20 protein-coding genes and 1 tRNA gene are annotated in these 25,939 nt (G+C 41.0%); 14 read left to right on the plus strand and 7 right to left on the minus strand.

Annotated elements, in window-relative coordinates:
* Window positions 1-20: 20 nt before the first annotated feature.
* A tRNA-Met gene (locus L1283_RS21005) sits at window positions 21-93 on the minus strand.
* A gap of 115 nt (window positions 94-208) precedes the next feature.
* On the opposite strand from L1283_RS21005, the gene era reads away from it, so the two are divergent.
* Window positions 209-1,087: a GTPase Era gene (gene era, locus L1283_RS21010; RefSeq protein ID WP_070570335.1), complete on the plus strand. Its 879-nt coding sequence runs from the start codon at window positions 209-211 to the stop codon at window positions 1,085-1,087.
* A gap of 74 nt (window positions 1,088-1,161) precedes the next feature.
* Here era and uvrC read toward each other — a convergent pair whose 3' ends face one another.
* The 4 genes from uvrC to L1283_RS21030 form a co-directional block, all read right to left on the minus strand.
* Complete coding sequence (gene uvrC, locus L1283_RS21015; RefSeq protein WP_153845739.1) at window positions 1,162-2,961, minus strand: excinuclease ABC subunit UvrC; 1,800 nt, start codon at window positions 2,959-2,961, stop codon at window positions 1,162-1,164.
* A 93-nt stretch (window positions 2,962-3,054) separates the two neighbouring features.
* Window positions 3,055-5,325 (minus strand): transglycosylase domain-containing protein, encoded by a 2,271-nt coding sequence (locus L1283_RS21020; RefSeq protein WP_429626417.1) that lies wholly within the window; start codon window positions 5,323-5,325, stop codon window positions 3,055-3,057.
* Between the two features lie 240 nt (window positions 5,326-5,565).
* Window positions 5,566-6,045 (minus strand): 2-C-methyl-D-erythritol 2,4-cyclodiphosphate synthase, encoded by a 480-nt coding sequence (gene ispF, locus L1283_RS21025; protein ID WP_070570337.1) that lies wholly within the window; start codon window positions 6,043-6,045, stop codon window positions 5,566-5,568.
* 321 nt (window positions 6,046-6,366) lie between these two features.
* On the minus strand, window positions 6,367-7,185 hold the full coding sequence (locus L1283_RS21030) for a glycogen/starch synthase (RefSeq protein WP_070570107.1): 819 nt from the start codon (window positions 7,183-7,185) through the stop codon (window positions 6,367-6,369).
* Window positions 7,186-7,333: 148 nt separating this feature from the next.
* On the opposite strand from L1283_RS21030, the gene panC reads away from it, so the two are divergent.
* The 9 genes from panC to L1283_RS21075 all read left to right on the plus strand — a co-directional run bounded on the left by panC (window position 7,334) and on the right by L1283_RS21075 (window position 17,248).
* A complete protein-coding gene (gene panC, locus L1283_RS21035) occupies window positions 7,334-8,194 on the plus strand; it encodes a pantoate--beta-alanine ligase (RefSeq protein ID WP_343569422.1) in 861 nt (286 codons plus the stop codon).
* A 44-nt stretch (window positions 8,195-8,238) separates the two neighbouring features.
* Complete coding sequence (gene panD, locus L1283_RS21040; RefSeq protein ID WP_070570112.1) at window positions 8,239-8,589, plus strand: aspartate 1-decarboxylase; 351 nt, start codon at window positions 8,239-8,241, stop codon at window positions 8,587-8,589.
* Window positions 8,590-8,708: 119 nt separating this feature from the next.
* Window positions 8,709-9,071 (plus strand): hypothetical protein, encoded by a 363-nt coding sequence (locus tag L1283_RS21045; RefSeq protein WP_346068923.1) that lies wholly within the window; start codon window positions 8,709-8,711, stop codon window positions 9,069-9,071.
* Between the two features lie 374 nt (window positions 9,072-9,445).
* Window positions 9,446-11,782: a TonB-dependent receptor gene (locus L1283_RS21050; RefSeq protein ID WP_429626418.1), complete on the plus strand. Its 2,337-nt coding sequence runs from the start codon at window positions 9,446-9,448 to the stop codon at window positions 11,780-11,782.
* A gap of 14 nt (window positions 11,783-11,796) precedes the next feature.
* Window positions 11,797-12,264 (plus strand): thioredoxin family protein, encoded by a 468-nt coding sequence (locus L1283_RS21055; protein WP_429626419.1) that lies wholly within the window; start codon window positions 11,797-11,799, stop codon window positions 12,262-12,264.
* A gap of 75 nt (window positions 12,265-12,339) precedes the next feature.
* Window positions 12,340-13,011: a hypothetical protein gene (locus L1283_RS21060; protein WP_088163058.1), complete on the plus strand. Its 672-nt coding sequence runs from the start codon at window positions 12,340-12,342 to the stop codon at window positions 13,009-13,011.
* A 201-nt stretch (window positions 13,012-13,212) separates the two neighbouring features.
* Window positions 13,213-13,806: an FKBP-type peptidyl-prolyl cis-trans isomerase gene (locus tag L1283_RS21065; protein ID WP_088163059.1), complete on the plus strand. Its 594-nt coding sequence runs from the start codon at window positions 13,213-13,215 to the stop codon at window positions 13,804-13,806.
* Window positions 13,807-14,746: 940 nt separating this feature from the next.
* On the plus strand, window positions 14,747-16,390 hold the full coding sequence (locus L1283_RS21070; protein ID WP_429626422.1) for an NAD+ synthase: 1,644 nt from the start codon (window positions 14,747-14,749) through the stop codon (window positions 16,388-16,390).
* A 285-nt stretch (window positions 16,391-16,675) separates the two neighbouring features.
* Entirely contained in the window at window positions 16,676-17,248 is a 573-nt protein-coding gene (locus L1283_RS21075; RefSeq protein WP_046672038.1) for a DUF4136 domain-containing protein, read from the plus strand.
* Window positions 17,249-17,354: 106 nt separating this feature from the next.
* On the opposite strand, the gene L1283_RS21080 is transcribed toward L1283_RS21075, so the two are convergent.
* A complete protein-coding gene (locus tag L1283_RS21080; RefSeq protein WP_312352209.1) occupies window positions 17,355-18,398 on the minus strand; it encodes a GntR family transcriptional regulator in 1,044 nt (347 codons plus the stop codon).
* A gap of 233 nt (window positions 18,399-18,631) precedes the next feature.
* On the opposite strand from L1283_RS21080, the gene rbsK reads away from it, so the two are divergent.
* The 4 genes from rbsK to L1283_RS21100 are packed head-to-tail and all read left to right on the plus strand — an operon-like array spanning window position 18,632 to window position 23,798.
* Window positions 18,632-19,543: a ribokinase gene (gene rbsK, locus L1283_RS21085; RefSeq protein WP_286779016.1), complete on the plus strand. Its 912-nt coding sequence runs from the start codon at window positions 18,632-18,634 to the stop codon at window positions 19,541-19,543.
* Between the two features lie 29 nt (window positions 19,544-19,572).
* Window positions 19,573-21,438 (plus strand): beta-L-arabinofuranosidase domain-containing protein, encoded by a 1,866-nt coding sequence (locus tag L1283_RS21090; RefSeq protein WP_429626424.1) that lies wholly within the window; start codon window positions 19,573-19,575, stop codon window positions 21,436-21,438.
* Window positions 21,439-21,479: 41 nt separating this feature from the next.
* Window positions 21,480-22,481 (plus strand): GRP family sugar transporter, encoded by a 1,002-nt coding sequence (locus L1283_RS21095; protein ID WP_286779018.1) that lies wholly within the window; start codon window positions 21,480-21,482, stop codon window positions 22,479-22,481.
* 24 nt (window positions 22,482-22,505) lie between these two features.
* Complete coding sequence (locus tag L1283_RS21100; RefSeq protein WP_429626425.1) at window positions 22,506-23,798, plus strand: acetylxylan esterase; 1,293 nt, start codon at window positions 22,506-22,508, stop codon at window positions 23,796-23,798.
* Between the two features lie 5 nt (window positions 23,799-23,803).
* Here the strand turns inward: L1283_RS21100 and L1283_RS21105 are convergent, their stop codons facing one another.
* Window positions 23,804-25,921, minus strand: a complete 2,118-nt coding sequence (locus L1283_RS21105; RefSeq protein ID WP_286779020.1) for a right-handed parallel beta-helix repeat-containing protein — start codon at window positions 25,919-25,921, stop codon at window positions 23,804-23,806.
* Window positions 25,922-25,939: the final 18 nt, after the last annotated feature.

The raw sequence follows: 25,939 nt of genomic DNA on the forward strand, positions 1-25,939 counted from the left end.
GCAATCGGCTCTTTCTTTAGTAGCGGGGACCAGACTCGAACTAGTGACCTTCGGGTTATGAGCCCGACGAGCTACCAACTGCTCCACCCCGCAATATATTTTTGAACAAAATTGCTTTTTTCTTTTGAAAAAACAAGATTATGATCCTTCCGAATTGGAGTACAAAGATATATTTTGTTTCTTTGTAATCCTAATAAAATTTAGAAAAATGTCACATAAAGCAGGATTCGTAAGTATCATCGGAAAGCCAAATGCTGGTAAGTCCACCCTAATGAACGCTTTAGTGGGTGAAAAAATGTCTATCATTACACCCAAAGCGCAAACGACAAGACACCGCATTATCGGTATTGTAAACGATGAAGACCATCAAATTGTGTTTTCGGACACCCCTGGTGTTATCAAACCAAACTATTCTTTGCAAGAATCAATGATGAATTTTGTCCAAGGATCGTTGATCGATGCAGACATTATTTTATTTGTGACAGATATCCACGAAAAATACGATGAGAACGATGTCCTGGAGAAATTGCGTAAAACAAATTCCCCTGTTGCCGTGCTTATCAACAAAATTGATAAATCTTCGGAAGAAGAGGTCAAGGCCAAGATTGAATTTTGGCAGGAAAAATTAAATCCAGATACCGTTTTTGCGATTTCAGCAAAATTAAATCATAATGTTGCTGCCGTGATGCACTACATTAAGGATAAATTACCTATTCACGAAGCCTATTATGAAAAGGATGAGTTAACGGATAAATCCATGCGTTTTTTTGTCTCTGAGATGATTCGTGAAAAAGTATTCAAACTATACGATAAAGAGATTCCCTACAGTACAGAAGTAATCGTTACATCTTACAAAGAAGAAGCAAATATCACACGTATTGCTGCCGAAATTATTGTTGAGCGCGACTCTCAAAAAAACATTATCATTGGAAAAGCAGGAGCCATGATCAAAAAAGTCGGCACCTATGCGCGCCAGGATATTGAAGAGTTTATCGACGGAAAAGTATTTCTCGAGCTTTTTGTTAAGGTAATTCCTGACTGGAGAAGTAAAAAGAACTACCTTAAACGTTTCGGGTACGACGATTAATCCGCATTGAAGAGTTCGTACGGAGATCTTTTTATACCGACCTCCCCTACACGAATTGTTCTTCTTGTAAATTTTTACTTTGCAAAATATTCACGAAGTGCTTTAATCTGTTTCAGATTAAGCACTTTTTTTAGCTCTTCATCTGAGGCTTCCTTCGCTTTTTTCACCGATTTAAATTCAGTTAATACTTTCTCAACGGTTGTTTTACCTATGCCCGGAACGTTTTCCAGCTCTGAAACGAAGGTCTTCCGGCTCCGTTGATTCCTGTGGAAAGTGATTCCGAAGCGGTGTGCCTCATCCCGAAGATGTTGAATGATCTTGAGGGTTTCAGATTTCTTATCTAAATAAAGTGGATATTGATCACCTGGATAGAAAAGCTCCTCCAGTCTTTTGGCAATACCGATGACGGTTACTTTTCGCTCTATCCCCAACAAGCGCAAACTCTTTAAGGCTGCGCCTAGCTGCCCTTTTCCGCCATCGATAATAATCAATTGCGGCAAAGGCTGGTCTTCATCCAATAATCGCCTATAGCGTCTAAAAACAGCTTCCTCCATCGTGGCAAAATCGTTGGGCCCCTCAACTGTTTTCACATTAAAGTGGCGGTAATCTTTCTTCGAAGGTTTTGCATCCTTAAAGACAACAATAGCCGATACGGGATAATTCCCCTGAATATTCGAGTTATCAAAACATTCAATATGCTGTGGCAGCACATTCATGCGAAGATCTTTTTGCATCTGCTTTAAGATGCGCTCGGTCCGAATATCAGGATTAAGCTTTTCATATTGCAACAGGCGCTCTTTTCTAAAAAATGCCACGTTCTTTTGGGAAAGCTCCAGCAATTTTTTCTTTTCGCCCAGCTTCGGAATCGTAAATCGAATCCGTTCGTTCTCTTCAATATCTAATTCAAAAGGTACAATAATTTCCCGCGAAAGGCTTTTGAAGCGTTCCCGAATCTCCGGTATGGCCAAGGCTAAAAGCTCCTGCTCACTCTCATCCAAACGCCGCTTCATTTCGAGCGTCTGTGTCTGAATAATAACACCATTCATGACTTTCAGGTAATTGACAAAAGCGTAGCCCTCATCTGAAGCAATACTAAATACATCCACATTTGTAATAGATGAGTTGACCACTGTAGACTTGCTCTGGTAATTGTCCAGCTTATCCAGCTTCGCCTTAATTAACTGCGCTCTTTCAAAATCCAGAGCTGCAGCTGCGGTAGCAATACTCTCCTTTAAACGATTGGTCACCACAGCAATCTTTCCGTTCAGAATATCCTTGATATCACTCAGGTTCTGATCGTAATCGTCTTCGGACTGATACCCTTCACAGGGCCCCTTACAATTTCCAATTTGATATTCGAGACAGATCTTAAACTTGCCTTTCCGTATATTTTCCTGTGTTAGGGCCAAATTGCAGGTCCGGAGGGGAAACAATTCACGAATCAGATCCAATACAATATGCATCATCCCCACGGAAGGATAGGGGCCATAATAACGGGACCCATCCTTAATATATTGCCTGGTCCAAAAAACCCGCGGAAAAGGTTCGTTCTTGATGACAATCCAGGGATAGGTTTTATCATCCTTCAACAGAACATTATACTTGGGTTTGTGCTTTTTGATCAATGAATTCTCAAGCAACCAAGCATCAATCTCCGTGTCAACGATAGTAAAAGATATACGGTTGATCTTCCGAACCAAAACACGGGTTTTGCCATTCAGCTGATTTTCATTAACGAAATACGAGCCGACCCGATTACGCAAATCCTTCGCTTTACCGATATAGATCAGTTCGTTATTTTTATCAAAATACTGATAGACTCCCGGTCGATGCGGTATCTTCTTTAATTCTTCTCTATAGTCAAATACGTCCATTATATTCCAATATCAAACACCGTCAGCAAAAAAGCCAGACAACAAATCTCGAAAAAATTTATTGTCTGGCCCAATGGTATTCGTTAAAATAACTTAGAAACCTAAGCGATCATCTTTTAGTTTAGTCGCATCTTTGCCGCTTGAATCCGTAGACCCATCTTCGACATCAGAGCCACCACCGCCCCAATACTGATTACAGTCAATGACACGGGTAAGCCCACCCTGAGGTTGCTCAAAATCACCTTTGGTATACTTCAAATTTGAATCTTTATACACTTTCTGCATGTAGTAAGCGAATACTGGCATTGCTGCTGCTGCCCCTTGTCCGTACTCCATCCTGTCAAAACTAATGCCTCGATCTTCTGCACCAGTCCAAACACCCGTAACCAGTTCTGGTGTAATACCAATAAACCAGGCATCTGAGTTATCGTTGGTTGTACCTGTTTTACCGCCAATTGGATTTGTTAGCTTATACATCCATTGAATACGTCTTGCCGTACCTTGGGATACCACCTTTTTCAACATATCAACAATAATATAAGCCGATTCACTATTTAAGGCTTTTACGACCTTTGGTGCTTTATCATAGATTGGTGTACCATTTTTATCTTCAATACGTAGGATCGCTGTTGGCTCAATCCAGGTTCCTTGATTCACAAATGCCGAATAAGCACCTACCATATCAAAGACGGACGCTTCATAAGCCCCTAATGAGATCGAAGGATAATTGGGCACATCACTTGTTATACCCATCCGTTTAGTCAATGCAGCTACTTCCGCAGCACCAACTTCGTGCACCAGATAGGCCGTCGCATAGTTTTGCGAATAAGCCAATGCTTTCGCTAAGGTAATCGGGTTTCCACCTTGTGCATTTCCTCTTGGTGTCCATCCGTTATAAGTTTGTTGGTAATTGGGAATACTGTAACATGGTGAATAACCATTGTCAATCGCCACAGCGTACGTAAATGGTTTCGCCGTTGATCCGACTTGACGCGTACCCATTTTTACCTGATCATATTTGAAGTGGTCAAAGTCAATACCTCCAACCCAAGCTTTGATATGTCCGGTCTTCGGTTCCATAGACATCATCGCATTGCGCAACATGAGTTTATTGTACTTTATGGAGTCCATTGGCGTCATCATCGTATCAACACTTCCCTTCCATGTAAATATATTCATCGGAACCTTTACATTGAAGGCCTTTTTGATCTCGTCTTCATTCAAGCCCTCTTCTTTCAAAATACGGTAACGATCAGAGCGCTTCATTCCGCTAATGAGCAACTTGGCTTTATCCCCTTTAAAAGCATCCCTATTTTTCCATTGCGCAGCAAATTTAGACTGCAGTTGCTTCATCCACTCTTTTTGCGAATCCTCTGCATATTGCTGCATAGACATATTGATCGTCGTATAGATTTTCAATCCATCACGATCGAGGTCATAAGGTGTGCCATCTGGTTTGGTGATGGACAATTTTGCAAATTCCTTTTTGATTTCATCCTTTAATACCGCTCTAAAATAGGGTGCCAAACCTTCACCGTAATTTGCAATCTTCAGTTCTAAACCAAGTGGTTTCTCCTTCGCTTTGGTAGCTTCCTCTGCCGAAATAAAATTAGCGGCAACCATATTGTTCAATACTGTATTACGGCGCGTACGTGATTTTTCGGGGTACCGCACAGGAGAATATGCTCCCGGGCCTTTAAGCATTCCTACCAAAAGGGCTGCTTGTTCCGCCGTCAGTTTATCCGGAGTCGTATTGAAATAAGTCCGCGCAGCGGATTTGATTCCGTAGGTATTATAAGCACCAAAGTCTACCGTATTAAAATACATGGTAATAATCTCATCTTTGGTATAATTTCTTTCCAAACGAACAGCGGTAATCCATTCCTGAAATTTTTGGATGACACGCTTTAGAAAATTCTTTTGCCGTCCATCCGAAAATAGATTCAGAGCCAGCTGCTGTGTAATGGTACTTCCCCCCTGTTTGTTACCGGTCAAGGTGTGAAAGATAACTGTAAATGTCCGTGAGTAGTCTATCCCGGAGTGATCATAAAAGCGTTTATCCTCTGTCGAAACCAATGCTTTGACCAAATAAGGAGACAATTCGCTATACTTTACATTGGAGCGGTTTTGGACATAATAGGTTCCTAATACCTTATGATCTTCCGTGATAACTTCGGAAGCTAAATTACTTTTGGGGTTTTCCAAATCACTGAAGGAGGGTAATTTTCCAAATACGCCAAGACGTATACTCAATATAAAAAGGAAACCTATCGCGACGATCCCGACGATAATTTTCCAAAAATTGAACGTATACCGTTTGACATCAGCCTCAGTAAGTTGATTTTTTTTTGATACTCGTTTCATCTATTTACTAAATTTCAGACGTAAATATTATTCATTTTAAAGACCGCATTGCATAGCCCATTTTTCCGTCCACAGTTGTGTTTTGCAAACTTGGATACTGCATTATTTTGATCTTTAAAGATTTCAATTAAGACATTAATGCTCACTCTATCAGATAGTGTGCCAAGAATCCCTACTTTGGCAAAGGTATTACTAATTGGGCCAAAAGCAAGAATTTAAACGTGAAAATATTGAGGCGAACTACGCGCGTTCAATCAAACAAACCGCATAGGCAACCACCCCTTCCTGACGACCGATAAATCCCATCGTTTCATTTGTTGTTGCTTTAATAGAGATGTCGTCGATATCCAAACCCGTTGCTTCAGCCAGTTTAACTTTCATTTGTGGGATATAGGGTTTGATCTTAGGAGCTTCCAGACACAGCATCGCATCAATATTGCCAAGCGTGTATCCTTTCGCAGCAATCAGCGCCATACATTCTTTTAACAACAATAAACTGCTAATGCCTTTCCAGCGCATATCTGTATTTGGAAAGTGGTAGCCAATATCTTCTAAATTGGCGGCCCCCAAAATGGCATCACATATCGCATGGACCAACACATCGGCATCAGAATGCCCAAAGGCACCAGCATGATGCTCCAATTGCACTCCACCTACAATAAATGGATGACCTTCTTTCATCTGATGGACATCAAATCCAAATCCTACCTTAATTTTCATTACACGAATTATATATAATAAAATACAGCCAATGTATGCTATTTGATAACCTAACCTATGAGGTATAGATCAAACCCGATTTATCTTCGCGGAGATCCCCTGGTATGGATATCTAAAAACAATGACAGATTACTGCGAAGATAACAATTCGCAGCTATATTTACCGCGACAAAAGGTTTCTAGCGGGTAGCGCAACGAAAATCATTGAAATAACGGTTCGACCGGAGGAAAAAAAAGACGCATAAAAAAAGGCTATCCTTGAGAATAGCCTTTTTTATATTATTGTCTGTTTGTTTTTCGAAACGCTTCGACAAGTAAAGCTTACGCTTCTACTTCTTCGGGCGCAAACTGATCATACACTTCTCCAAAAGCATCGTAGTCCTGATCGCCATTAGGCTCAAAAACCTGAATATCTTTTGATCGAGCAAAATCAACTATTTCAGTGTTGACATTTTCGTCAGCGACAACCACCATATCGGTAAAATGCAAAGCACCTTTGTAGATCGCCTCATAACTACCATCACCGTACACCTGCGCATCCGCAGCTTTAAAGGAACCTTCTGGCGCCATTTCAGCATACTTTGTACCTAATGTACCTTTAAATTCTTCATTGAACAAAGAGTACATCACTTTTGCATCCTTGAATGTAGGATCGTCTTTATAAGTTGTCTTCACGTAAGCCGGTACCAAAGCAGAGAACCATCCATGACAGTGTACCACATCAGGGGACCATCCTAATTTCTTCACAGTTTCCAACGCTCCTTTACAGAAGAACACCGAACGCTCATTATTGTCTGCAAAGAATTCGCCATGCTCATCACTAAAAACTTTTTTACGCTGAAAGTAGTCTTCATTATCCAAGAAATACACCTGCATACGGGCCGCAGGTAATGAAGCAACTTTAATAATTAGCGGATTATCATTATTATCCACAACAATGTTCAAGCCTGAAAGACGAATAACCTCATGTAATCTATTTCGACGCTCATTGATATTCCCAAAACGCGGCATTAAGATCCGGATCTCAAAACCCTTTTCTTGCATCGCTTGTGGAAGTTGACGTGTAATTTCAGAAATTTTAGTTAATTCGAGGAAAGGCGACATCTCGTGAGTAATAAACAATATCTTCGTTTTTGCCATCTCCAGTTATTTTTATTTATTATTTTCGAACAGTAAAATCGGTCTACAAAGGTACGAAAAAAATACTTACTATGCAATTTACTATTAATCATCGTTTTATATTCCCAAAATATTATGCACCTTTGCCAACAAAAAACTAAATAGCAAAGTGGAAATTTTCAAAACGAAAGCATCTCTCCAAGCATACCTGCAAGAAGCCCGATCAACAGGTCAAAAAATCGCCCTAATCCCTACGATGGGCGCTTTACATGAAGGACATTTATCCTTATTAAATTATGCAAAACCAATCAGTGATATTCGTGTTTGCAGCATTTTTGTTAACCCCACACAATTTAACGATCCGAAAGATCTCGAAAAATATCCACGGCCCATCGAAAACGACATCAGATTACTGGAATCTGTCGATTGCGACATCCTTTTCTTACCAAGTGTTGATGAGATGTACCCCGATAAAAATGAGGCCTGGCATCTCGATCTTGGCGAACTGGACCAAATTTGGGAAGGTGAAAAACGCCCTGGCCATTTCCAAGGTGTCACCCAGGTGGTCTATAAATTATTTACATTGGTACAACCGGATATTGCGTGTTTCGGGCAGAAAGATTTTCAGCAGGTCATGGTCATCAAGCGCATGATAGCCATGAAGGATCTCGCGATTCAATTGGCGATATGTCCTATCATTAGGGATCAAGACGGCCTAGCACTGAGCTCTAGAAACGCGCGCTTAAGTGAAGCTGGGAAAAGAACAGCTTTGGCACTCTCCCGCTCCCTGCAATATGTAAAAGATCATATACATGACGCTATCCCGCTAGCGGAAATAAAAGACAAAGCCTTACAGATTTTAACAGACACCGATGGGCTTAGCGTTGAATACTTTGCGCTATGTGAAAGTTCAACGTTAAAAGAAGTCAACCACATCGATTTCAGCAAGCAGCATGTCGCACTTGTCACTGCCTGGGTTGAAGGTGTCCGTTTGATTGATAATATGATTCTGAATAATTTGTCAAATTAATTGACAAATCTTTCAAATTCAGCAGAAAGCCCTACCTTTGCGCCATGGTAATAGAAGTAATGAAATCCAAGATTCACCGCGTTAAAGTCACACAAGCGGAATTGAATTATGTGGGTAGTATCACAATAGATGAAGATTTGATGGATGCCGCAAATATCATCGCTAACGAGAAAGTTCAAATCGTAAACAACAATAATGGCGCCCGTCTTGAAACATACGTCATCCCAGGTCAACGTGGATCAGGTATTATCTGTTTGAATGGTGCTGCGGCTCGCCTTGTTCAAGTTGGCGATATCGTCATCATTATTTCCTACGCGAACATGGACTTTGAAGAAGCTAAGCAGTTTAAACCTTCCGTTGTATTTCCAGACGACAACAATCATCTGATTAAATAATCAGGAAGATCTGTAAACTTCGCAACTAGATACTTCATATTTTTTTAATAGGTATTTCACCTATACTCAACAATAAAATTGTATTTTTGAAGCGTTACCCTAAAAAGTAGCGCTTTTTTATGCACCGAAAAACAACGAAATCCCCACGTCAGCTTATCGCATTATGCCAATTGGTATTAATGTCGCTGATCATTATTTCGGGTGTTGTTTTCATGCACAAAGAGGTAAAATCGACTGGTGAAATTGTCATGCACACCCACCCTTATGATTTTACCAAAAAACAAAAGCCGCAAGAAACAGATGACCAAATCGAATACCTCAATGTCATCTATCACAATACCTACGTACAAACTGAATTTACCGTCCTTGAATTTCCTATTCCGCGTGAAGTAAAAGAAGAACATTATAATTCATTTTGTCCGGAGGCGATCACCACAACGATCGATCATTACCACTTACGTGGTCCCCCCAGCTTAGCATAAACCAAAAATCAAAGATTTCGAAGGCCTGTCCCTAGTTCCATAACGATCAAACGAACTTGGCGCAAACAAGTAAGAGATTACGCATGTGCTAAATCGCTTGGCTCCAGAACGACAGCATGAAATACCGCTATCGATATATCATCTTTGACCCCATTTTTATTTGCCTCTACTTTGAGAATTGTCCCTGTTACAATAGCGAACTTTCGCTGAATACTGTTACTATGGTTTCAGTGAGCTCATTGGCATACTTTACCTTGTCGGAAACAAGCTATTACCCTGCTTCCGATAAGACGCAATGCCTTGAACGCCGTTCATAACGAGGAACAGACCATGCTATACGAGGCTTGTATTTATAAAATTTTTATAAAATTACGATGCTAAAGCAATACACTTTATTGGCCACATTACTGGCTGGTACATCCACTATATACGCCCAATCAAAACTTGAAGGCTACTTATTCAACAAAAACCATGAGGCGGTTCCTTCTGGTACACTGACTTTAAAAAACAGCAAGCTCGCAACTACATCTGATCCAAATGGGTACTTTAAGCTGTCTGCAATACCAACGCAAAAAGTAACCTTAAATATATCGGCAGTGGGCTATCGCTCCATCAGCAAAGTCGTCTCTTTAGACACGTTGAAGTCGCCTTTGCAAATTCAACTGGAAGAAGACAACCTCAATTTGGATGAGGTTGTTGTTTCTGCTACACGCTATGGCGTCAAACGTAAGGACGCCCCCGTGGTTGTCAATGTCATCGGTCCAAAATTATTTAATGCGACACAATCCGTTGCCATGTCGGAAACATTGAATTATCAGCCGGGTGTACGGGTAGAAAACAATTGCCAGAATTGCGGCTTTTCACAAGTCCGCCTGAATGGCCTCGAAGGCCCCTATTCACAGATATTGATCAACAGTAGGGCGGTATTTTCCGCATTAAATAGCGTGTACGGATTGGATCAGATTCCAACGAGTATGATCGATCGTATTGAGGTTGTGCGCAGTGGTGGTTCGGCATTATTTGGTGCCAATGCGATCGCTGGAACCATCAATATTATTACAAAAGATCCTGTAGAAAACGACTGGCAAGTAAAATCCACCAACTCACTCATTGGCGGCACAAGCTGGGATAATACAGTAGATTTTAATACCTCCACCGTTTCGGAAGACCTCAAAAGAGGAGCTACATTCTACGGTATGCACCGTAATCGAGAAGCTTACGATGCAAATGGCGATGGTTTTTCGGAAATAACCAAACTTCGTAACACCACGTTCGGCACAAAACTATTTTACAAACCGAGTGACCTAGATAAGATAACGGTTGATTTTAGTACCGTAAATGAGTTCCGCCGCGGTGGTGATCAACTCGATAAAGTACCGCACCTGACGCAGATTACCGAGCAATTGGAAACCAGTTCGCTTGTTGGCGGAATCACATACGATCACTATTCCACAGATTATAAGCAAAAAATGTCGTTGTATGGCTCTGTACAGAAAACTGTTCGCGACAGTTACTATGGCGGTCTTGGAGGCGGAACAACCCTTGCGGACAGCACATTAGCCGCAAATGCCTATGGAAAAACGAATGATATCGCGCTAGTTGCCGGGGGACAATATACCTACAACTTTGAAAGAGATGTATTTACTGCCGGAGTGGAGTTTTCATACAACAATACCCAGGATGAAATACCGGGATATAAACGAACCATTGATCAGCAAAACAAAGGGTTAGGCAGTTATGCCCAATATGAATGGAAGCCTTTAAGCAATTTTAAAACGTTGATCGGAGCACGATATGATTATACCTACGTTGACGGTAAATATAGTCTTGCAGGTATAGACCGAAACTCGGATCAGCGCTTCGGCACTTTTAGCCCACGGTTGACCATCTTATACGATATCACAAAAGACCTTCAATTTAGAGGCGGCTATGCACGGGGCTTCCGTGCCCCCCAGGCATTTAATGAGGACATGCACGTCACTTCCATTGGCGGAAACCAAGTATTTGTATTGATCGGTGAAAATCTGAAAACAGAATACTCCAATGCATATACAGGCTCTTTTAGCTACAATAAAAATTTTGGAAATGTACAAACAAGTTTGCTCGTGGAAGGATTTTACACGGATCTCAACAATCAGTTTGTCAACGTCATGGCGTCTGAAAAAGATGGATTGATTATTCAGGAAATGCAAAATGGTGAAGGAGCCAGGGTGTACGGTTCCAATATTGAAATCAATATCGCACCATCCTCCTGGTTTTCTTTCCAAACCGGTGGGACGATCCAGCGCTCACGCTATAAAAAAGACCAACTCATCTATACAGGAAAAGAAGACGGGCAGGACATCCTCACCAAGAAATATGTCCGTACGCCAAATATCTATGGTTATATGAATAGCAACCTGAAAGCGACCAAACAATTTGCGATCGATCTAACGGGCGTGTACACTGGAAAAATGATTGTTCCACATATCCAACAAGATGTAATGACCCTTAAAAATGCCCGGGACTTTGTGGAATTAAATCTCCGCCTAGGGTATACCTTTCCAATACATAAAGATTTCAGCATTGAAATTTTTGGGGGTGTACAAAACATGTTCAATGCTTTTCAGAAGGACTTCGACAAGGGAGCGCTACGTGATTCAGATTATATCTATGGTCCAACACGCCCTCGAACTTATACATTTGGCCTTCGTGTTGGTCATTTTCATTAACATGGATTTGGGATATGAAGCATTTCCAAAAAATATATGTGCTATTGATCCTATTCTTTTATCCGCTCTGTTCTCATGGACAGGAGCGGATAAATTGGATTGATTTTGCACAACTGGATTCACTCCTGACTGTTTCTCCGCGCGAAACGCTCCTCTTTATTCATACGGATTGGTGCAGCTATTGCCGGAAAATGGAACAGGAAATCTTTACAAAAAAGGAGATTGTCCAATTAATCAACAAGCGCTACTACGCCGTTCATTTAGATGCAGAATCTATCCAAGACATTTCTTTTGACCAAAGTATATGGAGGCCCTTAAGCAAAAGAAAGAAAACAGGACAATACCATCCTTTAGCTTTGCAATTGCTACAAGGAAGAAAAATGATCTTCCCAACTCTCCTACGTTTTGACAGCGAATTTCGCCTAAAAAGTATACGACAAAAATATCTGAACTCAAAGGAGTTAGCCGTTTTTTTAGAATAATTTAACATTTACTTGTAGCGAACTCCATTATTCCTGCGTTTTGGATTTTATAATTAATACACACTTTAAGAAATTATGAAAAATATCACGAAATTATTAATGGCGTTTTTGTGTCTGGGGGTTCTTTTTACGGCTTGTAATAAAGATAATATCGATTATGATGCATTGAATAGACAACAAATAGAAGCTGCTAGAAAAGAAAAAGCACGCAGGGATTCCCTATTAAGAATACAAGCACCTCTTTTAGAGCAATACGCCAAAACCAAATGGAAAGAAAATGCACGGTTTTCCGACTCTACAGGAATCTGGTACAAAGTAGAGCTTGCAACAGATAACTCAACACCATATAGTTATACAGGAAGTATCGGCTATTATGGTCCACAAGCAAACGCGTGGTCTGCAACCTTAAACTTCAAAGGCGAACTGATGGATGGAACTGTGTTCGACAAAAATACAGATGGTGTTCCTAAAGTTTATGACGACATTCGCGTTGCCATAAAAACTTATGGCCAAGCATGGGTGCAAGCATTTATTCCTACCATTATTAATATCCAAGGTCAAGATGTAAGATTTGAAGGTTTATTACAAAAAGGATTGCAAAAAGGAGACAAAATAAGCTTTATTGCTCCTTCTTACTATTCTTTTGATCAAGTAGAATATACAACAGGAAGCGAAAAGGTAACTGTTCCTAAAAATACACCAGTAGTATACACCATCGACCTAAAAGCTGTTGGTGCTGTTAAATAAAAAATAAAAACAATGCATTCATCGAAGCCGTTCTCCTAGTGAGAATGGCTTTTTTGTAAGTACACGTTCAGAAGTGTAAATTAATGTATCAAAATGTTAATTGTTATAGCGAAAACCTTTAACGAAGAAAAAATAATATACATTTGCAAAGCTACTTTCATAAGAAAATAGCTTTTCCTTGAAAAACCAAAAAAAAATATAATGAAAAAACTGTTATCACCACTATTCATGGGAATTGCAGCAATCGCTTTCCTTATTATCAGCTGTAACAAAAGCGACGATGCGCCGGTTTATGATGCGAATGCACAATTTAAAACGGATTCTGTAACACTTAAAAATTACGTTAGCCAAAATTACCCTGATGCGCAATACAACAGCGAAACAGGAATTTGGTATGAAATTCTTGCCGAAGGAACAGGGAACTATGAATATAAAGTGGTTGACACATTAAATGGCAAATACTTAAAATTTAAACCGACTGTAAAATACGTTGGAAAATTATTGAGTGGAAGTGTATTTGATCAAACTGATACTGCCAAAGAATTTGAAATCATCACAAACACAGGCTATCAATATCCATTTTACAGCACCATTATTCCTGCTTGGACCTTCGCATTTGCTCCGCAAAAAATCGGTGACATGAAATTAGGTGGCTTAACGGAAAAAGGTCTACAAAAGGGCAGTAAAATTCACATCATGGCACCTTCCCTTTATGGATACCAAAACCAGGCTGTGGGAACTATTCCGGCAAACTCGCCATTGGATTTTGTGATTGAAGTAACGGATATCAAATAATTATAGCTTCTCTTGAAGCAATAAAGCATAAAAGCTCCTAAAATGACATCATTATAGGAGCTTTTTAGTTCAATGAGGTTTTCAACAATTAATGTGTTTATTGTACGATAGTTTTATATGCTAGCAAAATTATCCAAAACTTAAAAGTAAGATAGATCTTAAAACTGATATTTTCATATCAACTTATACCTAATAACAATTTTCAATCGCTTTTTAAACAGTGATCAGTCATTGATCATTCAGTCTACACTGAGCAATCACTGAACAAGCACTGAACAATCACTGAATAAGCACTGTCAAAAGAGTTAATTTGATCACTATCTGATCCTAATTTGCCGCTAAAAAATAAAAGAGAAAAAAAGTAGAAGCTATACTTACGTAACAAAAAGATCGCTGTTGTGCGACAATAGTATGATCCATAAACAATACCTTAAATTAATTAAACAAAGAAGGAAATTGAAACACGACTTGAAACAGGTGTCTAGAAAAAATAAAAGCTCGAAGTGGGGAACTCCGAGCTTTACCTAACCAATTATTAACCTAAATTATGAAAAGTTCTTTATATATTATTTTTAAATATCTTTCGTTTCTTTTGATATATCAAAGGTACTACAGATCTGCTTTCATGTCAAGAAATTTAACAGCATTTAACGTTGTTAAAATTATGTTAAAACAATTTAGCACATTCAATACCGTCCCGCGTTGTAAAAAACATACATCTAAAACGATAGCAGCTCAACAGATCGGCTCACCATGGACTCACTGTGCATTCATTCCACTTACAGGCCATAGCTGGTAATACGATGTTCTTCAATTGATCGGAAGATAATTTAGCGCTTTTATTCGACCAAGGGCGGTCTGAGTATCAAAAAAAAGAAATAAATTTGTGAGAAGATCCGACATCAATTGGTATCTTATTTAGTTAGACGATTAATAGCATATGAAAATAGCTTTAGCACAATTGAATTACCATATCGGTAATTTTGAAGCAAATACTAAAAAAATAATTAGCGCGATCCAACAGGCCAAAGAAGCAACGGCCGATCTTATTATTTTCGCCGAACTCGCAATTGGTGGTTATCCTGCCAAGGATCTTTTGCGGAGTAAGGCCTTTAAACGTCAATGCGATGAAGCTATTCATCAAATTGCTGCTCATTGTCAGGATATCGCCTGTATCATCGGAGCCCCAGTAAAAAACAGTGATCCTGAGGGCAAAGAGCTTTATAATACCGCTGTATTTATTGAGCATGGGGCAGTCCGAAACATTGTTAAAAAAGGCCTTTTGCCCGATTACGATGTATTTGATGAATATCGTTATTTTGAACCCAGCAGACGTTTTGATTGTATCGAGTTGAACGGCCTAAAAATCGCCTTAACCATATGTGAAGATTTGTGGGATGATGACGAAGGGGGCAACTCTTACGTTGGTGACCCCATGGCAGAGCTGAGAAAAGAAAATCCAGACCTCCTCATCAATATTGCGGCATCCCCTTTTTCCTATACCCATTTTGATGAACGGATCAAGGTCCTCAGCCAACAGGTAAAAAAGTCTGGCAGACCGCTAATTTATGTCAATCAAATTGGCGCTCACATGGATATTATCTTTGACGGCCGCTCAATCGCCCTGAATAATGAAGGAACAAAAATTGCTGAACTAAAAAGCTTTGAAGAAGATCTTCAATTTGTCACCTATCATCAACAAAATATAACCTCCACCACAGCATCTTCGAAAGAGTCTATTGCTGAGATGGCTCTTATACATGATGCATTGATCCTCGGGCTACGTGATTATTTTCAAAAATCTGGTTTCAAGAAGGCGGTTTTAGGTTTGTCCGGTGGGCTAGATTCGGCCTTAGTTGCTGCTTTGGCCTGCGAGGCCCTGGGTGCCGATAATGTATTAGCCATACTGATGCCATCGGTCTACTCTTCCGACCATTCGATAAAAGATGCGATGGATCTTGTCAACAATACCGGTTGCAAACATTATATCGTTCCGATCAAAGATATTGCCAATGCCTTCGAACATAGTTTAGCTCCTCTTTTTGAAGGGCTGCAGCCAGATACGACTGAAGAGAATATTCAAGCGCGCGCACGTGCGGTAATTCTGATGGCCGCTTCCAATAAATTCGGCAATATTTTACTCAATACATCCAACAAAAGTGAGGCTGCTGTAGGATATGGTACACTCTATGGTGATATGGCAGGTTCCATCTCTGTAATCGGTGATGTTTACAAATCCAAAGCCTATGATTTAGCGCGCTATATCAATCGAGAAAGGGAGATCATTCCAGTCAATACCATTGAAAAAGCGCCTTCTGCGGAACTTCGGCCAGATCAAAAAGATTCGGACTCGCTGCCGGAATACGATCTATTGGATCAAATCCTCTTTGAACTCATCGAAAATGAGAAAGCGGGATCTGAGGTTGTAGCAATGGGCTTTGAAAAATCGTTAGTAGAAAGGGTATGTAAATTGGTTAATAATGCGGAATTCAAACGTTTTCAAGCTCCTCCCATCCTGCGTATTAGTCCAAAAGCTTTTGGTCCAGGAAGGCAGATTCCGTTGGTGGCAAAATATCCCTATTAATTTTACAATTCGGATTAAACCATATTTATAGTTTTTTGTCTAAAGTAATAGATTGTAAAATCAAAAAGGATGGCAGCATCCCAGACGATAAAAAAACAATTGCCATAAAGACCGTCAACTGTACTATTTTTTACAATTGAAAGGTATGCGGATAAAGAATAAGAACAAATTAGTTAAATTAATATAAGTTCCATATAGGCCATGAACCATCATGAGTGTGGTTGTCCAATGCAGCGACAGAATACTCATGGTAGATTCATCACAGTTGATAAATAAATTACTACGATGAAAAAGATTCTATTATTTTTGGTGCTTTGCGTTGCACTCGCATCATGTTCGTCTTATCAATACAATACCACTCGGGTAGAAAAGATGGATTTTACTCCTTTCAAGACGTATGCTTGGTTACCTCCGGTAGACTCGCTTTCGAAGTCTTATTTTGACAACGATATCGCCAAAGCTAATATCCTGGATGCCGCGAATACTGCGCTGGAGGCAAAGGGCCTACAATATTCTAAAGATAATCCTGATTTACTATTTCGGTATATTACCATTGTCAACAATAAAAGCCGTTTGATCTATGGCGGCGGCGGTTATTACGGATGGGGTGGCCCCTGGGGTTGGTACCGTCCATGGTTTTCACCTTATTACTATGGCGGCGGCTATTACCCAGTTGCAAAAGAACGCTATCGTTACGGCCATTTGATTATCGAAGCCATCGATCGTAAAACAAACGCAGTGATTTGGCAGGCTCGTGGTTCTGGCGATGTTGATAACCCCGAAAAAGCAATTAATAACATCAGCAAGGTTGCAAAAGGTGTTATTGACCTGTTTCCTGTAAAAACTATAAAGAAATAAGAATAAAGGAGCTGCTTCTTTGATTATTGCATCATAATACGCAAAGAACTAGAAAATATTTATCAAAAAAACAGGCTAATCAGCGCGATTAGCCTGTTTTTTTTGCCTATACAGAAGGCCTAAGTTTTAAATAGAATGGGACTTCAACACGATCCTTGGATTTACTTCGGATCAATTCGGCAGCCAATCGCCCCATCATTTCAAAATCGGTCGATATCGTCGTAATACCATTCAATATAAATTTTTTCAATGGTGTTTCATTATAGGATATAACCCCAACATCCATCCCGATGACTAACTTTTTCTGTATAATCTTATTCAGTAACTTAACGAGATCATCTTCAATAATGTTGATGTAGCAAGTCCCCTTTACAACCTTTTCACGATGGAGGTCGGCAACCAATTCGTGATCAAATGCATATTGCTGACAGAATTTATAAAATCCTTTAATAATAGCTTTTGGAAAATCGCTATGATCTGGAAAGACCAATTTGAGCATCTGATATTTACTTAATGACTCGTTAGCCTCCTCCAGGGCACTATAGATATCCTGTTCATAATTTTCATAAACAGCTGGAAATTCACCCGGTACATCCTCAATAAAGCGACCCAATAACATGAGTTTTTCTGCCGGAATTTTTCGGATGATATCCGGAGCTTTATCCCGTCCTTCTTTGAAATGCGGAAATAGCACGTAATGATCATACGTCTTGGTCAAACTTCCAAGCAACGTATTCAGATAAGAAAGATCCGAGTTGTATACAAATAAATCCAAATTGGCATAATCACCCAACTCACGCGCAAAGGAGTCATAGACAATTTTTTTATGTGTGCTGAGCTTATTTAAAAAGAGCGCGATCTTTACCTTGGACTGCACATCTATTTTATTGATATAATAACCTTTCCCCGGATTAGATGCGATAATTTCCTGCTGTTTTAGATAACGGTATGCTTTCTCCACCGTATCGCGTGAAATATCAAGATAACCGCTCAGCTCGTTAATAGAAGGCAACATATCATCTTTCGATAAAATTTCATTTTTAACGGCATCAACAATTGTATTGGCTAACTGCAGATACTTGGGCGTAGCAGAAAAGTCACTTATTTCAAGTATTTTTAAAAATTGAGCTATTGCATTGGTCATATTCATAGCTTGAACATCTACATGGTAAATACGCTAAAAACTTTATACGTTACAACTGGTCTTATTTCCTCTCGGAGAATACATACTAAGATACTTTATATAAATCAAAAAATAGGAATGATGTTGCTTTAACTATCCTGCCCTTACCTGCACGAAAAAAATAGCCGGTATAATTAACTGAAATACGAAATCTGTACTTTTGGTTATCAATTCAGTAACAGCGTATAAACCTAATTATTATGAGCAGCGCAACTATTGTCGTTTTAGGCAGTTCAAACACGGATATGGTGGTCAAGGCAGCACATCTTCCTGCACCAGGAGAAACTATTTTAGGTGGTCAATTTTTTATGGTGCCTGGTGGCAAAGGAGCCAATCAGGCGGTTGCTGCGGCGCGGTCCCGTAGCTCAGTTGCTTTTATCGCTAAAGTCGGCACAGATATCTTCGGTCAACAGGCTATTGCGCATTATCAGCAAGAAGGCATTCTGGTTGACACGATCTTCCAAGACGAAGAAAATCCTTCTGGCGTAGCCCTCATCTCCGTGGATGCGAAAGGTGAAAATTGCATCCTCGTCGCACCAGGAGCCAATGCGACACTTACACCCAAGGAACTTCAATCGGTTAAGAATACAATCATCTCTGGCAATGTACTGCTTATGCAGCTTGAAATTCCAATAGAAACCATCGAACAGGCCATTGACATTGCCGTGCAGCATGATACCAAAATTATACTCAACACAGCTCCTGCACAGGCCCTGACAGATCAACTACTCCAACAAGTCGATATCCTCATACTTAATACATCCGAGGCACAATTTTATACCGGCATGACGATTGAAAACTGGGAAGAGGCCGCCCTAGCGGCAGACTACCTGTATCAAAAGTGCCCGGGTATAATCATCATAACCCTGGGCGCTAAAGGTTCACTGCTCAAGGAAAAGGATAACTATATTCAGATTCCAGCGGAAGAAGTCAATGCAGTGGACAGTACCGCAGCAGGAGATACGTTCTGTGGCGTCCTTGCCGCCTGTGTTGCCAAGGAAATGCCGATCGTCGATGCAGTCAAACTAGCTTCCAAAGCTGCAGCAATCTCTGTTACCCGCATGGGAGCGCAGACGTCCATTCCTTTTTGGCAAGAATACAACATCTTATAACCTGAAAATCAATTATTAACCTTATTTACATGATCATGTCTCTTCGTCTAATTTTAGCAGCTACAGCATTGCTGCTGTTTGCCTCGATTCAGTATTCCAAAGCACAGCTGATTACCACAGCGGCCAATCCTAAAGTCGACTATGTTGTGCCCTCTCGCTACGACCTTGAAATCCCTCAAATAGATCTGATCAGTGGCTATTTGGGTAATCGCTATCAGCTTAATCTCGAAAAAAGACTGCTTCAGGTAGATGAAGAAGGTTTATTAGCCGGGTTTGAAAACCGTCCCGGAAAACAACGATGGATCGGTGAGCATATTGGAAAATATCTTGAGGCCGCAGCAAACACTTGGCTTGTCACCAAAGATCCTCGATTGAAACAACAGATGGATCGCATGTTTCATCGCCTGCTCGAAACACAGGATACAGATGGATATCTGGGCACTTACCTGGCTGAAAACCGTTGGACCTCCTGGGATGTCTGGGTGCATAAATATGATCTCTTTGGATTGCTTGCTTACTATGGCGCCGTTGGAGATACCAAGGCATTGAAAGCAGCTGTACAAATTGGCGACCTCCTTTGCAGCACTTTCGGCGATACCCCCGGAAAAAAAAATATTCTGAAATCAGGATCGCATGTCGGCATGGCCGCAACTTCCGTCATTGACCCGATGCTAGATCTATACCGATGGACTGGCGACAAAAAATATCTTGAATTTTGCCGTTACATCATTCGCGCATTTGACTTTGAAGGTGGTCCAGCTATTGTTAACTCCATTTTAAAGCATAAACGCGTCGATAAAGTAGCTAATGCCAAAGCCTATGAGATGCTTTCAAATATCGTCGGACTGGTCAAGATGTACCGTCTGACTGGGGATAGTCAATTACTTCAGGTCATCAATTACACCTTCGATGATATCAGCGCCAACAGATTATTTGCAACAGGTACATCCAGTGATCATGAGCGATTTCAGGACAACCATTACCTCCTGGCCGACACCTCGGCCCACATGGGGGAAGGCTGTGTTACCACGACTTGGCTTCAATTCAATACACAGCTTTTTTCAATTACTGGCGATCTAAAATATTATAATGAAATTGAAAAAACGATCTACAACCACCTACTCGGTGCCGAAAATCCGCAGACTGGCTGTGTAAGTTACTATACGCCTCTTATTGGCGAAAAACCCTACCGCTGTAATATCACCTGCTGCCTGAGCAGCGTTCCACGAGGAATAGCACTTATCCCCTACTTGAATTTTGGTATGCTCAACAATATCCCGACATTATTGCTATATGAACCGGCACAGATCAAAGAGAATATCAAGACTTCATCCCAAAAGACTATACCGTTGGAACTTACCCTAACAAGTGAATTTCCACGAAAGGGAACCGCGACTGTACAAGTTCACATTCCAGGCTCGGCACAATTTCCACTTCAATTGCGCGTTCCGGAATGGGCTAAAAACTATACCGCAACAGTCAATGGCAAAAGCTATAAATCTGGTCCCGATCAATTGCTAAAAATCGAGCGCCAATGGAAAGACAAGGATAAAATCGTCGTTTCTTTTGATATAGAAACAGAAATTATCAATGGTGGGAAAACTTATCCCAATAGCTTTACATTAAAAAGGGGACCGCAGATCTTTGCCCTAGATCAATCACTGAATCCGCAGCTCCAGCTGGATAAAACAAAATTTGTTTATCCGCTTCAAGACAATATCAAACTGACCGATGCACAGGACAAGTTACCGAAAGGCTGGGTTGGAACATTGGCTTATGCCACCGAGATTAAAACCGCAGACAATGGGCAGCAGTCGCTGGTATTTGTACCTTATGCCGATGCCAGTCAAACTGGAGGTTTTTCGACGCTCTGGGTTCCTGCTATAAGTCGATAATAGTACCCTTTCTCAAATATTAACAGACTCAACAAGAAGACATGTTTATTGTAACAAGCTATACCCAAGCCATCATCTTCTGCATCATTACGATGATCTGCTGGGGTTCTTGGGCGAATACCCAAAAACTAGCCAACAAAAGCTGGCGCTATGAACTTTTCTACTGGGATTATGTGCTCGGCATTTTTCTCCTTTCGTTACTGTTTGCCTTTACACTAGGCAGTTATGGCGAGCTCGGCAGACCGTTTGTCGCCGATCTGCAACAAGCAGAGGGCAGCAATATTTGCAATGCCTTACTTGGTGGGATTATCTTCAATGCTGCCAATATCCTACTCTCATCGGCGATCTCCCTGGCAGGTATGGCTGTTGCATTTCCGGTTGGTATCGGTACGGCATTGATTTTAGGAGTCCTTATCAACTATATTGCAGCAATGCAAGGTAATCCATCCCTCCTATTTGCTGGAGTAGCCTGTATCGCGGTAGCCATTGTTATCAATGCTTTTGCCTATAAAAGAATGATGAAAAATCAGCAGAAACTTTCCTCGAAAGGAATTTTTCTTAGTCTGCTCGCAGGGCTGTTGATGTCGTTATTTTATCGATTTATAGCATCCGCCATGGACCTGAATAATTTTGAGTCGCCAACAATCGGAAAAATGACGCCCTATACGGCAGTATTTATCTTTTCATGCGGTATCTTATTGAGCAATTTTATTTTCAACACCTTACTCATGAAAAGGCCACTAGCGGGATCACCTCTTCGTTATAGCGATTATTTTAAAGGTAATTTCAGTGTACACCTTGTCGGTATTCTCGGCGGTATCATTTGGGGAATAGGCAATTCCCTTAATCTAATTGCTGCGGGTAAAGCCGGGCCAGCAATATCCTATGGATTAGGTCAGGGTGCAACTTTGGTTGCGGCCTTATGGGGTGTGTTTATCTGGCGCGAATTCAAAGGCGCCAGCAAACAGACCATGCTGTGGCTCGGATTTATGTTTTGCTTATTTATTCTCGGATTGCTGCTGCTCATTGAAGCAGGGAAATAATCCATTTAGATTCATCCTACTACTATGCAAAAAATCAACAAATTTCTTTTCTTAACCTTGCTTCTGTTATGTGCCATAAACAGTAAAGGGCAAACCGAAAAATTAGACATACAGATTAATACAGCGTACGACAACTGGCTCGCAAAACCCGGCGATCAAGTTAGTTTTGATATTCAGGTCAATGCGGGGGGGCAAGCTTTCCATAGCGATAGTGTGTATTACGAAATAGGTCCTGAAATGGTCAGGCCTTTTGTCAGTGCACAGATACCGTCCTTTCAGGGGCATTTTAAAAGTGCTCCTTTCACGTTGAAGAAACCAGGCTTTCTGCGTTGTACTGTTATTGTGACTAAAAACGGAAAGCAGACCAAAAAGCTATGCACAATCGGATTTTCACCCGAAAAAATCATTGCTACACAACAAAATCCGGTGGATTTTAATTCGTTCTGGGATAAGGCGATCAAAGTACTTCAGACTGTTCCCATCGAGGCCAGCAAAACATTGCTTCCTGACAAGAGCACTGTAGAGGTCGACGTCTATCGTGTATCATTTAACAACGTTGGAAATAGCAAAATATATGGTATTTTAAGCATGCCTTCAGATCCGGGTAAATATCCAGCTGTATTGCGTGTGCCCGGTGCTGGCGTTCGCCCTTATGGCCCTGAAATTGAATTGGCCGCCAAAGGGATGATTGTATTAAGCATTGGCATACATGGCATTCCGGTTGACCTAGACTCCGCGGTCTACAAAGACCTCGCTGCAGGTGCTTTGAAGGCATATTATAACTATAATCTGCAGGATAAAGATCAGTTTTATTATAAGCGTGTCTACTTAGGTTGTCTGCGAGCCAACGACTACCTTACTTCACTACCTGAATGGGATGGAAAAAACCTCGTTGTTATGGGTGGTAGTCAGGGCGGTGCGCTGAGTATCGTGACCACAGCATTGGATAAACGTGTGACCGCAGTTGCGGCGCTCTATCCTGCGCTGTCGGACGTGACGGGCTACCTGCATCAACGTGCTGGTGGATGGCCTCACTATTTTGCTCCAGCAAATTACAGTGCCTTAAAAGGCATCCGTGATCTTGAAACAACATTATCGTATTACGATGTGGTCAACTTTGCCAAACGCATTACAGTACCGGGATTCTATTCCTGGGGATTTAACGACGTGATTTGCCCTCCAACTTCCATGTACGCCAGCTACAATGGCATCACCGCACCCAAAACATTGCATATCTACAAGGAGACAGGACACTGGACCCATCCGGATCAAAAAACCGAATGGTTCAACTGGATAAAACAGCAAACGGAAAAATAGATCTATTATTGAGGGCCAATGTTGTCTATCGGAATCTGTTGTTCTAGGGCTTTCATCCCTAGAACAACTTTGAGATCCTTTAAATTCATTGTTTGAAAATCCCGACGGAAATCCGGCAGAAAACCTTCCTTGTTACTTTGATCCCAGGCAAGCCATTTTCTTTTACCTTTTAGAATGTGTTTACAATTGTAAAACCGATTATCCTGAAATACATTTCCTGTAGGTTTTCCATTTCGGCTAAACTGCAATGCTAATTCGGGATAGGCTTCGCGATAAGGGCTTATCAGATAATTGACACCCACCAAACGGTCATAGAACAGATGCCCCGATCGATACACATTCAGGTTTTTAAGCCAGTTTTCCAACCGATTGTCCACACGTACTGCCCATCTTCCGGCACCTACAAATAGGTTATTCACATACCAATTATCTGAGCCCCCGCCAATAAATGCCGATCGCTCACCGGCATTGACGAAAATATTACCGAATACTTTGGTACCACTTGATGCATCATCATGATATATGCCCGAAGTCCTTAATGTTTTTGGAATATTTGCAAGTAGGTTATATTGAATCAGATTGTGCCGCTCTGAAGGATCCCGTCCGATATAAATCGCTCCCTGATCATCAACTTCCTGTGCAACCTTGTGGATGTAATTATATTCAATTTTATGCTCATTGCCATGAATGAGAATAGCCATACTCGGCAAATCTGATATCTCACAATTTTTGACGGTATTGCCCACGCCATAAAGTGCTATCGCCGGCCGATAGGACCGCTCCAAGCGGTTCAGATCAAAAAAGACGCAGTCCTCAATTCGATTATTCCCTTTCGTCAATTTGCTACGGTCTCCTCCCGACAACGAAACCCCGCCGGCTCCTAGATGTGAAAAATGACAATGGCGAATGACATTCTGTTCACCTCCTTTCTGATCAAATGTCGGATGACTATACAGGTGCTGATGTAGATCTCCAATACTGTTATCCAGCGCTTCTCCCGTACCTTCGTGCTGCAAACGCTCAAAAGGTTTTATTCCATACCCAACAGCAACGCCCAGGCTACCCAAATTGCTAAACCTACACGCATCAATCTCGACGGCATAGGTATCCCGCAGGTAAATTCCCATTCCTCTGGATTCTTCAAACTCAATACCCCTAATCTGTGTATGCTGTGTACCGATCAGACTAAAAAATGGTTCTTCCAATACAGAATAGCTCAATGTCTTTATGGGCTTATCAACAACAAATGACAGTACGCCATGTTTTCTATCGAGATAAAATTCACCTACAGTATCCAATTCCACCAATAGATTTATACCCCGCCACTGCCTGTATTTTTTCTTATAGTCAAAGCCGTATAATGTAGGTTCTTTTGTTGTTATTGTTTTTTTGTTTGGATCAATGGTCTTGACACGTACCATATCATCGGCATAGCCCCATTTGAAATAACCCGCAATCCAGGGGTCATCTTCCTTTGCCCAGGCATCGATACGTGATTCTTTATACTGAAAAACACCGCCCCGATTACTCGAATCCCGATTCCGTGGAATGGAACCTGTATCGATCACTTTCCCCATAGGCACCATTCCCTGATTGGGCCAACGCGCCAGATGAAAAGCTATGCCGTCCACAAATAATTCGCCCGGAGCATTGCCACTGGCTCTGGAAAAACCAACCTGGCGCAACTGTCCCAGGTCCTTGACACCATGTTCCAGTAAATTCAGTTGATAGAAATTGATCGATCCGTTCTCGCGTGTATGGAACAAACCTGTTGTCGACAGCGGAATAGAGCCTTTAAAAATAACCCTTTCATTGCCATAAGCCTGAATGATGGTATGACTGTCTCTTTCATCCAACGAAATCCCCGAGTCAAAGAAATAAGTTCCTCCACGAAGAAGCACAAAGGCTGTACGCTCCGGCTTCTCGCCTCGCTGTGCGCGCAACAACGTTAGCGCTTGAGCGACCGACGCCAGGGGATGCGCTAGTGAACCGTCTCCATGGTCACTTCCGTCAGGTGAAACAACCAATTGCAATTGACCGAAGCTATAAAGTGGAATGAAGTAAAACAAACTATAGCAGAAAATCTTCCGTGCTAAGGTCAACGCTCTTCTAAGATGCTTCATATCGAAAAATTTAACAGA

This window comes from Sphingobacterium sp. HSC-15S19 (assembly GCF_050433745.1).
Lineage (GTDB): Bacteria > Bacteroidota > Bacteroidia > Sphingobacteriales > Sphingobacteriaceae > Sphingobacterium > Sphingobacterium siyangense.

Bases quoted from the DNA above. Each gene is read 5' to 3' on its own strand.
- L1283_RS21055 (WP_429626419.1), top strand. From the start codon at position 11,797: ATGAAGCATTTCCAAAAAATATATGTGCTATTGATCCTATTCTTTTAT.
- L1283_RS21065 (WP_088163059.1), top strand. From the start codon at position 13,213: ATGAAAAAACTGTTATCACCACTATTCATGGGAATTGCAGCAATCGCT.
- L1283_RS21070 (WP_429626422.1), top strand. From the start codon at position 14,747: ATGAAAATAGCTTTAGCACAATTGAATTACCATATCGGTAATTTTGAA.
- era (WP_070570335.1), top strand. From the start codon at position 209: ATGTCACATAAAGCAGGATTCGTAAGTATCATCGGAAAGCCAAATGCT.
- L1283_RS21045 (WP_346068923.1), top strand. From the start codon at position 8,709: ATGCACCGAAAAACAACGAAATCCCCACGTCAGCTTATCGCATTATGC.
- L1283_RS21075 (WP_046672038.1), top strand. From the start codon at position 16,676: ATGAAAAAGATTCTATTATTTTTGGTGCTTTGCGTTGCACTCGCATCA.
- L1283_RS21105 (WP_286779020.1), bottom strand. From the start codon at position 25,921: ATGAAGCATCTTAGAAGAGCGTTGACCTTAGCACGGAAGATTTTCTGC.
- L1283_RS21095 (WP_286779018.1), top strand. From the start codon at position 21,480: ATGTTTATTGTAACAAGCTATACCCAAGCCATCATCTTCTGCATCATT.
- L1283_RS21090 (WP_429626424.1), top strand. From the start codon at position 19,573: ATGATCATGTCTCTTCGTCTAATTTTAGCAGCTACAGCATTGCTGCTG.
- L1283_RS21100 (WP_429626425.1), top strand. From the start codon at position 22,506: ATGCAAAAAATCAACAAATTTCTTTTCTTAACCTTGCTTCTGTTATGT.
- rbsK (WP_286779016.1), top strand. From the start codon at position 18,632: ATGAGCAGCGCAACTATTGTCGTTTTAGGCAGTTCAAACACGGATATG.
- panD (WP_070570112.1), top strand. From the start codon at position 8,239: ATGGTAATAGAAGTAATGAAATCCAAGATTCACCGCGTTAAAGTCACA.
- L1283_RS21020 (WP_429626417.1), bottom strand. From the start codon at position 5,325: ATGAAACGAGTATCAAAAAAAAATCAACTTACTGAGGCTGATGTCAAA.
- uvrC (WP_153845739.1), bottom strand. From the start codon at position 2,961: ATGGACGTATTTGACTATAGAGAAGAATTAAAGAAGATACCGCATCGA.
- L1283_RS21080 (WP_312352209.1), bottom strand. From the start codon at position 18,398: ATGAATATGACCAATGCAATAGCTCAATTTTTAAAAATACTTGAAATA.
- L1283_RS21060 (WP_088163058.1), top strand. From the start codon at position 12,340: ATGAAAAATATCACGAAATTATTAATGGCGTTTTTGTGTCTGGGGGTT.
- L1283_RS21030 (WP_070570107.1), bottom strand. From the start codon at position 7,185: ATGGCAAAAACGAAGATATTGTTTATTACTCACGAGATGTCGCCTTTC.
- L1283_RS21050 (WP_429626418.1), top strand. From the start codon at position 9,446: ATGCTAAAGCAATACACTTTATTGGCCACATTACTGGCTGGTACATCC.
- ispF (WP_070570337.1), bottom strand. From the start codon at position 6,045: ATGAAAATTAAGGTAGGATTTGGATTTGATGTCCATCAGATGAAAGAA.